Here is an 11,539-nt window from a genome sequence, read left to right as displayed (position 1 = left end):
ACTGCAGGGGGGACCCTGTGGGAGAGTAGGACGCCGCCGAACAATTCTTCAGAAAAGCCCCTGATCCTTTGGATCAGGGGCTTTTCGCATTTCCGGACCAGTCAGATCAACCGGATCAGTCGGATCGTCCCGAGAGGGCCGGGTGTTGCTCCTACCACCGTCAGGTGGTCCTAGGTCTACCCCGGAATTGGGGTGCCACGGCCAGTGTCCCGAGCGGGTCGTTCGTGAACACTGAAGAGGACGATCGGTACCGGCATCAGGAGCTTGCGTGACCACAGAGACCCGTACGAGCGGCACGTCCGTGCGTGCGCAGACCCAGGAGGCCCTCCGGGCCGGTGGCCAGGGCCTGGGCCGGCTGGCTCAGGTGGTGCTGGCGGCTGTGCCGGGCTTCGTGCTCCCGGTGGGGGCGGCCGTCATCGCGGGGGTGGTGACGGCCCGGTTCCTGCAGTACTACTACCCGGTCTCCCTGGTGGCCCTCGTGGCCGCCGCGGTCGCGGGCTCCGCGGTGGCGGCCGCCTGCGTCCGCCGGACGGCGGACCGTACCCGCCGGTTCCTGGAGCGCTGGTACGACATCCGGCTGCCGGCGGTCTACCAGTCGATGCCGGAGCTGGAGCTGGACGACCGCGGGCACTGGTGGACGGGCTACTCGTACCACCGCTCGCGGGCGGTCGCGAAGTACGCGCAGCTGATCCACTGGGGCCTGCGGGACCGGACCACCCGGGCCGAGATCCTCTGGCTGATCGTGAACCCCGTCCTCGTCGCCGCTCTGGCCGGCGCGGTGGGCCTGCTGCTGATGCTGGGCGCGGCGTTCGCACTGGGCGGCACGGTGCCGACCGTCGGGTTCGGCCCGATCAGCGCGCGGATGACGCGCGTCACGCTGAGCCTGCTGGTCGGGGGCGGCATGGTCCTGATCGGGATACTCCTCGCCCCGTACGCGGTGCGCGGCTACGCGGAGGCCGCCCGCCGGGTGCTGGACCAGGACGGCCGGGCGACGCACGCCCAGCTGACCAGGCGGGTGGCCGTGCTGACCGAGACCCGGGCGGACGCGGTGGGCAGCCAGGCGGCCGAGCTGCGGCGGATCGAGCGTGACCTGCACGACGGCGCCCAGGCGCGGCTGGTCGCGATCGGGATGACGCTGGGCACCATCGAGCACCTGATGGAGACCGACCAGGCGGCCGCGCGGGAGCTGCTGTCCGAGGCGCGGCAGTCCTCGGCCCGGGCGCTGCAGGAACTGCGCGACCTGGTCCGCGGCATCCACCCGCCGGTGCTCGCCGAGCGCGGACTCGGCGACGCGGTCCGGGCGTTGGCGCTGGACGGCGCGCTGCCGACCGAGGTGTTCGTGAGCCTGCCGGACCGCCTGCCGGCCCCGGTCGAGGCGGCGGTCTACTTCAGCATCAGCGAGCTGCTGGCCAACGCGGCCAAGCACTCGGGGGCCGACCAGGTGTGGGTGGACATCCTGTACCGGGCCGGGATCCTGCGGGTGGCGGTGACGGACGACGGTGTGGGCGTGGCGGATCCCTCGCGGGGCACGGGCCTGCGCGGGATCGAACGACGATTGGGTACCTTCGACGGTGTCCTCGCCATCGACAGCACGTCGGGCGGTCCCACCACCATCACCCTGGAGTTGCCGTGCGAGTTGTCCTCGCCGAGGACCTCTACCTCCTTCGCGAAGGCCTGATCCGGCTGCTGGAAGCACACGGCTTCACCATCGCGGCGGCCGTGGAGACCGGCCCCGAGCTGCTGGAGGCGCTGTTGACCCACCGCCCGGACGTGGCGGTGGTGGACGTCCGGTTGCCCCCGACGCTCACCGACGAGGGTCTCCAGGCCGCCCTCCAGGCGCGCCGGGAGATCCGCGGCCTGCCGGTGCTGGTGCTCTCCCAGCACGTCCAGCAGTTGTACGCGCGGGAGTTGCTGGCGGACGGCACGGGCGGGGTCGGCTATCTGCTGAAGGACCGGGTGTTCAACGCCGGGCAGTTCATCGACGCGGTCCGCCGGGTGGCGGCCGGTGGCACGGCGATGGACCCGGACGTGATCGCCAAGCTGATGCAGACCACCTCGCGCCGGCCCGGTCCGCTGCTCGGGCTGTCCCCGCGCGAGCGTGAGGTGCTGGAGCTGATGGCCGAGGGCTGTTCCAACTCGGCGATCGCCGCCCGCCTGGCGGTGAGCGACGGCGCCGTGGCCAAGCACATCGCCAACATCTTCAGCAAGCTCGGGCTGGCCCCCGACGAAGACGCCAACCGCCGGGTGATGGCGGTGCTGGCCTACCTCAACGGCACGGCGGGGCAGAGCCACTGACGGCCCGACCGGCCAGACCGGTCCGGGCGCGGGCACCGGTACGGCCGGTACGGTGACACTCCAGGCTGCGGAAACGCTGAAACACGCGTACGAGTAAACTCCGGTGGGCCGAGCCCGGAGGCCGCTCAGCCGTCCGGCGGCCCGACTGGCGGGAACCGGCAGCCGAGGCGCGTACGGCAGCGCCGACATCCAGGGGTTGATAGACGTAATGGCACGCCCAACGCTCACCAAGGCCCATCGCGGCCTGCTCGGCCTGGTCGCGGCCGGCGCCTGCATCATCTCGGGCATCGGTTTCGCAGGCTCGTACAACGCGGTGCGCGAGCTGGCCCTGGAGAAAGGTTTCGGTGCCTTCTCCTACGCCTTCCCGATCGGTGTCGACGCGGGCATCGTGGTGCTCCTCGCCCTCGACCTGGTGCTGACCTGGCTGCGGATCCCGTTCCCGATGCTGCGCCAGACGGCCTGGCTGCTGACCGTCGCCACCATCGCTTTCAACGCGGCCGCCTCCTGGGGCGACCCGCTCGGCATGGGGATGCACGCCGTCATCCCGGTGCTGTTCGTCGTGGTGGTCGAGGCCTCCCGGCACGCGGTCGGCCGGATCGCGGCGATCACGGCGGACCGTCACATGGAGTCGGTCCGGGTGATGCGCTGGTTGCTCTCCCCGGTGCCGACCTTCCGGCTCTGGCGGCGGATGAAGCTCTGGGAGCTCCGCTCCTACGAGGAGGTCATCCGGCTGGAGCAGAACCGGCTGGTCTACCGGGCGCAGCTGCGCTTCCGCTACGGCCGGGGCTGGCGCCGCTCGGCCCCGATCCAGGCGCTGCTGCCGCTCAAGCTCGCCAAGTTCGGTGTCCCGCTGGACCCGTCGCTGCTGGACCGGCTGGACGAGGAGGCCCGCGAGCGCGAGGCCAAGGAGGCCCTGACGGAGCAGCAGTCCCAGCAACTCGAGGCCCAGCCCCAGCCCCAGCCCCAGCAGAACCACGCAGCCGCGGCCATCGCCCAGGTGGAAGCGGCTCCGGTCCAGGAGCCGCAGCAGCCGCACGCGCAACGGGCCCTGCTGCCGCAGCAACCGCAGCAACCGCAGACACACACGCCGATGCAGGCACAGGCACAGGCACAGGCACAGGCCCTCGCGCCTCATCCGGAGCCGTCCCAGGTCGCGGCTCAGCCGCAGCCGCAGCCGCAGCCGCAGGCTCCCGCCTCCGCCACGGTCCCGCCGGTGCCCGTCGAGGTGGCCGGGCCGGTGCTGGCGAAGCTGGCCGCGGTGCGCCGACGCGCCGAGAACGAGCCGGAAGCCGAGCCGGAGGAGGCTCCGCAGCAGCGCGGTGAGGAACTGGACGTCTGGGTCGCGCGCCAGGTCCGTTCCGGGGGTCAGCGGCCCGATGCCGCCCCCGTCAACTCCGCGGCACCCGCCACGCCTGGCGGCCGCGCGCCCGGCAAGTCCTCGCCGTGGTTCGCCGCCGCGGCCCCGGCCGTCGACGAGTCGACCCCGGAGCCTGCCTCCGCGCCCCAGGCCCAGCCCCAGCACCCCCAGCCGCAGGACCGGCCGGACCAGGGCCGGCAACCGACCCCTGCCGGCCAGCCCGAACCCGCTCCGGTGCCAGCGCACCTCGACGTCGACGTGGCGTACGAGGGCCTGCTCTCGTACATCGACAACCACGGCCACCAGCCCGACGCCCAGCGCCTCGCCGAGTGGCTGACCACGGAGTACGGCGTCACCGGCAAGGGGCCGGAGGGCTCGGTCCACCCCAAGGAGGTCGCCGACCTCTACCCGAAGCTGAACGCGCGCTTCCAGGCCGCCGGGAGGGACTGAGCCCGCGCTGACACCTCGCGTCCACCGCTCGGTCGGCCATTGACGGCCGTCCCCGCCGGAGCTACCGTCGCCTCAACAATTTGTTGAAGTGCTGGTTCGGCATGGAGGAGCGCGGATGTCGCAGGTCGAGGTCGACGGAACCGGACCGACGGGCGGGGCCTCCTTCTCCGCCGCCGCCCGCACCGCCGTGGAGGCGCTGCTCGCCCCGGTGGACGCCGACCTGGCGCGCCGCTACCCGGGCGACTCCGGTACCCGGCAGCCGGTCCATACCGTCTACGTCCCGGCCGACGCCTTCCGCGCGGACACCGTACGGGAGTGGGGCCGCCAGGCCCTCGAGGCCTTCGACACCCACGCCGGCACCCCCGCCGAGCTGGCCCGCGCCCTCGGCGTGGCCGACGACGAACTGCTCGCCGACGTGCACGCCCGGGTGCGCGCCAAGCTGGAGCGCGAGCCGGTCGAGGACCTGCGGATCGACTTCGAGGACGGCTACGGCCCCCGCCCGGACGCCGAGGAGGACGCCGCCGCCGTGCGGGCCGCCGAACTGGTCGCCGCCGTCGTGGCCGAGGGCGCCGCACCGCCGTACCTCGGCATCCGGATCAAGTGCATGGAGGCGCCTGTCCGCGCCCGCGGCATCCGCACCCTGGAGCTGTTCCTCGCCACTCTGCTGGCGAACGGCGGTCTGCCGGAGGGGCTGGTCCTCACCCTGCCCAAGGTCACCTACGCCGAGCAGGTCACCGCGCTGGCCCGGCTGCTGGAGGACTTCGAGCACCGGGCCGGGCTGCCCGCCGGCCGGATCGGCTTCGAGATCCAGATCGAGACCACCCAGGCGATCCTCGGCCCGGACGGCCGGGCCACCGTCGCCCGGATGATCGAGGCCGCCGAGGGCCGCGCCACCGGCCTGCACTACGGCACCTTCGACTACAGCGCCTCCTGCGGGGTCAGCGCGGCCTACCAGAGCATGGACCACCCCGTCGCCGACCACGCCAAGGCGGTCATGCAGGTGGCCGCGGCCGGTACCGGCGTCCGGCTCTCCGACGGCTCCACCAATGTGATCCCCACCGGCTCCACCGAGCAGGTGCACGCCGCATGGAAGCTCCACCACGACCTGGTCCGCCGCTCGCTGGCCCGCGCCTACTACCAGGGCTGGGACATGCATCCGGCGCACCTGCCGACCCGTTACGTCGCCGTGTACTCCTTCTACCGGGAGGGCCTGGCGGCCGCCGCCGCCCGGCTGGCCGCCTACGTCGCCAAGGCGGGCGGCGACGTGATGGACGAGCCCGCCACGGCCCGGGCGCTCAGCGGCTACCTGCTGCGCGGCCTGGACTGCGGCGCCGTCGACCCGGCCGAGGTCACCGCGCTGACCGGTCTGGACCGCGCCCAACTGGACGCCCTGGCCGGCCGCTGAGCCCCCGGCCGCGCGCCAACTAGGCTGGCGGGTGCCGCCCCCCGACCATGGGGCGCGCACCGCCAGCCGTCGCCGTTCCCGGGAGAACCACCGCGTCATGTCCGCCACGCCGGAACCGACCGCCAGGCCGTACCTCACCATCCGGCGGGCCGGCAGCCACGAGACCGAGATCAAGAAGTCCCGCTTCATCTGCCACCTCGCCCGGGTCTCCGACGAGGACGAGGCGCAGGCCTTCATCGCCGGCATCCGCAAGCAGTACTGGGACGCCCGGCACAACTGCACCGCCTTCGTGGTCGGCGACGACCAGCGCCGCGAGCGCTCCAGCGACGACGGCGAGCCCGGCGGCACGGCCGGGGCGCCGATGCTGGAGGTGCTGCGCCGGCGCGGCCTCACCGACACCGTCGCCGTGGTGACCAGGTACTTCGGCGGGATCAAGCTCGGCGCGGGCGGCCTGGTGCGGGCGTACGGGAACGCGGTGTCGCAGGCGGTCGACGAGGTCGGCCTGCTGGAGCGGCGGCCGGTCGCACTGCTCGCGGTGACGGCGGACCACGTGCGCGCCGGGCGGGTGGAGAACGACCTGCGGGCCGCCGGGTACGCGGTGAACGACCTCGCCTACGAGGAGGCCGGGGTGCGGATCGAGGTGGGCGTGCTGGAGCCGGAGGTGGCCGGGTTCCACACCTGGCTGGCCGAGGCGACCGGCGGAACCGCGGTCGCCGTGCCGGCCGGCCGCACCTACGTCGAGGTACCGGTCTGAGCCGTGGGCTCCGTGGGCTCCGCGGGCTCCGTGGGCTCCGTGGGCCGCGCCAGCTCCGCTGGCTGTGCCCTCCCCGCCGGGGCGGCGCGATCCGGCCACCCGTCCGGCCGGATCGCGATCGGTCCGGTCCGGCCTCCGGTGGGGCCTGACCGGGCCCGCGATGCCGCGCAACCGGGGCCGCTCCCCGTAGCCGAGCGGCCGCGCCACGCGGAAGACGGCTTGAACAGATTCACTCGAACGTAGTGTCGTGGCCCGGAGTTGGAACTTCCGCTCCCGGCCGTGGCGTTTCCTGGGCAAGGATCCGGCGGAACCGGACGAAAACCATCGATGGAGGACAACGGACCCCACCCCGCACCACGGAGGTATGCGCATGACCTCAGATCACTCGCCGTCGCTCGCCGGTGCCGACCTACCCGGCCTCCGAGGCCTCGCGACGCCCTACCGGATGACCGTCACCACCGCCCTTCCGCACGCCGACGCCGTCGCCCTGGCCGACGAGCACCTCGCGTCCTGGCTGAAGCAGGAGGGCTGCGAGGAGCCCCCGTCCGCCCCCGGTGCCACCGCGGGGACACCCCCCGCCACCGAGCGCCTGCGCCTGGGCGAGCGCGTCCTGCTGGACCGGGACCACGGGCCGCTGCGCGGCGGCCCGGGCGCCGGCCGCTACGACCGCCGCCGCCTGCGCACCCCGGCTCCGCACGGCACCCGACAGCTGACCCTCACCGTCGCCACCGGGGCCGGCGGCCCCACCTGGGTCCGGCTGGAGGCCGAGACCCACCACACCGGCAGCGGTGTGCGCACCCCCTGCCGGGTGCCGGTGCCCGAACTCGCCCGCACCCTGCTGCCGCTGCTCGACGCCGCCGACGGCCCGGCCGCCGTCCACCCCGCCCCCCGGGTGATCACGGCCGATGAGGTGGACGCCCTGATCGACGAGCTGTGCGACCCGGAGCGCCGGCTGCCCACGGTGGTCGCCAGCGTGCCGGTGAACCTCCCGCTCGACCACTGGGTCGAGGAGGTCGTCCGCCCGCTCTGCCGCCAACTCCCCGGCCTCGCCACCGCCTACGTGCTGGACCCGGGCGCCCGCACCGGGTTCAACGTCGCGCTGGAGTACCACACGGTGTACGGCGGCGCGGTGCGCACCTACCTGCCCGAGGTCGACCCGGCCTCCCGGCAGGACGGCGCCCGACATCCGGTGCTCGCCCGGGGCCGAATAGAACAGGACCTCCGCCGCGCCGCCGGGCTGCTCGCCCGCGAGCCGCGCCGCCTCGCCGCCGACCAGCCGCTGCCGGCGCCGCTGGCCGCCGTCCCGGTGCTGCGCGTCCCGCCCCCGCAACTGCGCCCGGCCACCGACCGGGTCGGGGAGACGGACACCCGCGCGGAAACCGCCGCGAGCACCGACCCGACCTCCGCCGGCCGGACCCTCGCAGGGCCGGCCCCCGCCGGCCCGGCCGGCCCCGCCGCCGAACTGGCCGCGCTCGCCCGCGAGGAGCAGCAGGACCGCGCCGAACAGCAGGCCAGGGCCGACGAACTGGAGCGGGTCCGGCGCACCCTCCGCCTCGAACGCCGCGACCGGGGCCAGCCCAGGGACGGTCACGAGGGGCGTCTCCGCACCGGCACCCGCAGCGCCCTGACCGGTCGCCACTGCAGTGGACCGGGCGGCACCCCGGCCGCCGGCCGCCCCGTCGCCCAGTCCTCCGGATGCCCCGGCAAGCCCGCGACCTTCACCGAACTCCTCACCAGGATCGGCGAGTTCCCCCTGCTCACCTTCACCGGGGACCAGAAGAACGCGCTCGCCCTGGACGGACTCCAGTGCGCCGGCGCCGGCTGGGCCCGGCTCGCCTGGGACGGCCTGACGGCCCTCCAGGAGTACGCGGAGGCGGCCGTGCGCGGCACGGCCGGCGGGGACTTCAAGCAGTGGTGCGAGCACACCCCGGACGGCTGTCACCGCTTCCCGCCGCGCAAGGCGGTGCGCGGGGAGTCCCGGACGGTGTTCAGCCACACCAAGTGGAAGCGCGAACGGATGCTGCCGGTGCCGGAATGCGTCGACGCCTCCCGGCGCGCGTTCATGGGCGCGCACCTGCGGATCGGCGGCGGCCGCACCGCACCCCGGCTGCACTACCTGGACGACTGCTCCGGCAGTGGCCGGATCTACGTCGGCTACATCGGCCTGCACCTCACCAACACCCGGACCAACTGACGGGCTTGGCTGACCGCTGCGCCCGTTCGGTGGACAATGTCCGGCAGGGGCGGGGCCGCGGTCCGGTCTGTCGCCCCGGGCAGGTGCCGGACGAGCATGGGGGAACGACGACCGATGCAGTACTCAGCAGACGGCCAGTCCGACGGCACCGCCACCGTCCAGTTCCCCCAACCGGGCTTCCTCGCCTCGGTCTTCCGCGACCTCGGCGCCGACCAGGGCCCGGAGTCGGACGATGCCTCGGGCGGGGCCGCCCCCGAGCGCCCCGGCCCGGGGGCGACCGGGGACGGCCCGGCCGCCCCCGCCGGATCGCCGGCCTCCGGCTCCGCCGACCCGGGCTCCGCCGACCCCGACGAGGCCCTCGCGGTCCATGCCCGCGCCGCCGCCCTCACGCACCACCGCACGCTCACCGTCCAGGCCGAGCACGACCGGCTGGCCGACCTGCTGCGGCGGGCCGCGCTGCCCGTCTCGGCGATGGACTTCGAGAGCCAGCTGCGCCACTACGAGCCCCGCCCCTACCCGGCCGACGGCCCGGACGCCGCCGACGGTGCCGAGCCCCGCTGGGAGGACTTCGCCCCCGCCGAGCCGCCCGCCGCCGACCCGGAGAGCGGCCCGTCCCGCCGGTTGCTGGACTCCGGCTACCAGCGCGAACTCGCCCAGGCCCGGCTCACCCACCAGCGCACCCTGCGCGAGTGGCGCACCCGCCGGGCCGAGGCCGGCAGCCCGGCCGCCGGGGAGTCCCGGCGCGCCCACGAGGCGGCCGAGGAGGCCCGGGCCCGCGCCGTGCGCGAGTACAACGAGAGCCTGGAGGAGTGCCGGCGCGCCTACCGGCTGGCCGAGCCGGCCGCCGTGGAGTCGCTGCTGGAACGGGCACTGGCCGCCGCCGAGACCGCGACCCAGGACCTGCCGGCCCCCTGCCGGGCGGTCTTCCGCCCGCTCACCCGCACCGTCGTGCTGGACCTCGACCTGCCCCCGCTCGACCTGGTGCCCTCGCTCACCGGCTACCGGCTCGCCCCCGACGGCGACATCGTCCCGGTGCCGCGACCACCCGCGGACCGGGCCACCGACTACCTGCGGCTGGTCGCCCGGCTCGCCCTGCGCTCCCTGCAGGCCGCCGACGCCGTGGACACCGACGAGATACTCGCCGGCGTCGTCCTCAACGGCTGGCTGCGGGAGCCCGGCGCGGCCGAGCCGCTCTGCCTGCTCAGCGTGGACGCCGACCGCGACGCGCTGGCCCGCACCCGGCTGCTGCCGCCGGAGACCCCGTACGAGGACCGCGACGCCGAGGGCGTCTACGCCGACGCCGAGCGGGACGAGGCCCTGGTCCGGCTGCGCCAGCTCGGGGCCGCCGTCACCCCGGACCCGTACGCCCGGGCCGTCGTCCAGCCGGCCGCCCGGGCCGGCGCCACCGTCCCGGCCACGCCCGACCTGTCCGCCAACGAGTTCGCCCAGCTGGTGCGTGACCTGCTCACCCGGGGCGGGCTCGCCGAGTGGAGCGTACGGTTGCGCGGTCCGGCCGGTCTGGTGGCCACCGGCGAGGGTTCCCCGGGCAGCGCGCTGCCCGGCCGCTGGGTGGTCTGGGCCTCCCGGGACACCGCGTCGGTCACCGCGGAGCAGATCGAGACCCTGGCCGAGGCGGTCCGCGAGGAGTCCGCCGAGCGCGGCCTGCGGCTGACCACCGGCGGCTTCGCCGACGAGGCCCTGGACCTCACCGCCGAGGAGAGCCACCGGCACATCCACCTGATCGACGGCGACGGCGTCCGCGAACTCGCCCGCACCCACCTCGGCCTGCCGCTCGCCGCCGGTCACTGACCGGCCCGGTCGCGCCCGGTCGCGCCTGGTCACGCCCGGGGTCGACCCACCCGGCCCGCGCCGATCCGCCCCGGCCTGCCTCGATCCGCCTCTCTCCGCCTCTCCGCCTCGGCGGGAGTTCACCCCGGCGGCCCACCCGGCGGGCGCCCCTCCGTACCCGGACCAAGGCTGAGGGGACCGGGCCGACGGGACCGCAGCCGAGGAGCGGCCCGGTCAGCGGCACCCCCGGGCGATCACCGTCGAACGGACGTCCGGTACGGTCGGCGGTCGGCCCGGCCACGGGCGGACCCCAGGGGGAGAGGAATGGGCAGAGCGCTCGGCAGACCACACGTCGGCCCCGGTCACCCGGCGGGCCCGGCGGGCGCGACCGGACCGGCAGGCCCGGCCGACCGGGCCGACTCGACGGCGGAGGCGGCCCGATGACCGCTGTCCTGGTCGCCGCCGGGGCGTTCCTGATGACGCTGATCGGCGGCTTCGTCGCCCAGCGCACCGGCGACCGTCGCCACCTGGTGCTGGGCTTCGCCGCCGGACTGATGCTCGGCGTGGTCGCCTTCGACCTGCTGCCCGAGGCCATCCACCAGGCACCCGGTGAGGTGCACGGCGTGCCCCAGGCGCTGCTGATGTTCGCGGGCGGCTTCCTCACCATCCACGTGATCGAGCGCGCCGTCGCCATCCACCGCGGTCACGAGGGCGAGTACGCCGCGCACACCCACGGCCACCAGCACGACCACGCCCACCGCTCCGGACACCAGGGCGTCGGCATGACCGCCGCGCTGGCCCTGGTCGGGCACAGCGTGATGGACGGCTTCGCGATCGGCGCCGCCTTCCAGGCCGGCACCACGGTCGGCACCGTGGTGGCCATCGCGGTGGTCGCCCACGACTTCGCCGACGGCTTCAACACGTACACGATCACCCGGCTGTACGGGAACAACCGGCGCCGGGCGCTGACCCTGCTCGCCGCCGACGCGCTGGCCCCGGTCTCCGGCGCCGCGATCACCCTGGCCTTCACCATCCCGGAGCACCTGCTCGGCCTCTACCTGGGCTTCTTCTCCGGCTTCCTGCTCTACCTGGCGACCTCGGACATCCTCCCCGAGGCGCACAGCCCGCACCCCTCGCGCAGCACCCTGCTGTGCACAGTGGCCGGGGTCGGCTTCATGTGGCTGGTCATCGGCTTCGCCAGCTAGACGAGTAGTTCCGAAGTCGGTCAGTGGTCGTAGGCGATCAGCGAGCGGGTGATGGGTCGGCCGGTGGTCCGGTTGTGCCAGATCGCGCAGG

The 11,539-nt window shown here is 74.7% G+C and carries 8 protein-coding genes; all 8 read left to right on the top strand.

The features are described 5' to 3' along the window. Positions 1–268 precede the first annotated feature (268 nt). The 8 genes from ACZ47G_RS39410 (at position 269) to ACZ47G_RS39375 (ending at position 11,448) form a co-directional block, all read left to right on the top strand. The gene (locus tag ACZ47G_RS39410) at positions 269–1,678 is read left to right on the top strand and encodes a sensor histidine kinase (RefSeq protein WP_465751312.1); all 1,410 of its coding nucleotides are present in this window, start codon (positions 269–271) and stop codon (positions 1,676–1,678) included. After that, positions 1,630–2,295 (top strand): response regulator transcription factor, encoded by a 666-nt coding sequence (locus ACZ47G_RS39405; RefSeq protein ID WP_465751310.1) that lies wholly within the window; start codon positions 1,630–1,632, stop codon positions 2,293–2,295. Before ACZ47G_RS39410 ends, ACZ47G_RS39405 begins: the two co-directional genes overlap by 49 nt. Positions 2,296–2,503: 208 nt before the next feature. Beyond that, a complete protein-coding gene (locus tag ACZ47G_RS39400) occupies positions 2,504–4,102 on the top strand; it encodes a DUF2637 domain-containing protein (RefSeq protein WP_465751308.1) in 1,599 nt (532 codons plus the stop codon). 115 nt (positions 4,103–4,217) lie between these two features. Further along, positions 4,218–5,507, top strand: a complete 1,290-nt coding sequence (locus ACZ47G_RS39395; protein WP_465751306.1) for a DUF6986 family protein — start codon at positions 4,218–4,220, stop codon at positions 5,505–5,507. A 97-nt stretch (positions 5,508–5,604) separates the two neighbouring features. Then, complete coding sequence (locus tag ACZ47G_RS39390; RefSeq protein ID WP_465751304.1) at positions 5,605–6,261, top strand: YigZ family protein; 657 nt, start codon at positions 5,605–5,607, stop codon at positions 6,259–6,261. Positions 6,262–6,631: 370 nt separating this feature from the next. Further along, positions 6,632–8,455, top strand: coding sequence for a hypothetical protein (locus ACZ47G_RS39385; RefSeq protein WP_465751302.1), 1,824 nt, complete (start codon positions 6,632–6,634; stop codon positions 8,453–8,455). Positions 8,456–8,569: 114 nt separating this feature from the next. Beyond that, entirely contained in the window at positions 8,570–10,264 is a 1,695-nt protein-coding gene (locus ACZ47G_RS39380) for a restriction endonuclease (RefSeq protein ID WP_465751300.1), read from the top strand. A gap of 419 nt (positions 10,265–10,683) precedes the next feature. Further along, on the top strand, positions 10,684–11,448 hold the full coding sequence (locus ACZ47G_RS39375; RefSeq protein WP_465751298.1) for a ZIP family metal transporter: 765 nt from the start codon (positions 10,684–10,686) through the stop codon (positions 11,446–11,448). The last annotated feature ends 91 nt before the right edge of the window (positions 11,449–11,539 follow it).

It is taken from the genome of Kitasatospora sp. NPDC030952 (assembly GCF_055571335.1).
The sequence above is the reverse complement of the archived record's forward strand: the minus strand, read 5'-3'. Positions and strand labels throughout refer to the sequence as shown.

What these genes read in the sequence shown, in the direction of transcription:
- ACZ47G_RS39400 (WP_465751308.1), top strand. Translation starts at nt 2,504, where the DNA reads ATGGCACGCCCAACGCTCACCAAGGCCCATCGCGGCCTGCTCGGCCTG.
- ACZ47G_RS39395 (WP_465751306.1), top strand. Translation starts at nt 4,218, where the DNA reads ATGTCGCAGGTCGAGGTCGACGGAACCGGACCGACGGGCGGGGCCTCC.
- ACZ47G_RS39390 (WP_465751304.1), top strand. Translation starts at nt 5,605, where the DNA reads ATGTCCGCCACGCCGGAACCGACCGCCAGGCCGTACCTCACCATCCGG.
- ACZ47G_RS39385 (WP_465751302.1), top strand. Translation starts at nt 6,632, where the DNA reads ATGACCTCAGATCACTCGCCGTCGCTCGCCGGTGCCGACCTACCCGGC.
- ACZ47G_RS39380 (WP_465751300.1), top strand. Translation starts at nt 8,570, where the DNA reads ATGCAGTACTCAGCAGACGGCCAGTCCGACGGCACCGCCACCGTCCAG.
- ACZ47G_RS39375 (WP_465751298.1), top strand. Translation starts at nt 10,684, where the DNA reads ATGACCGCTGTCCTGGTCGCCGCCGGGGCGTTCCTGATGACGCTGATC.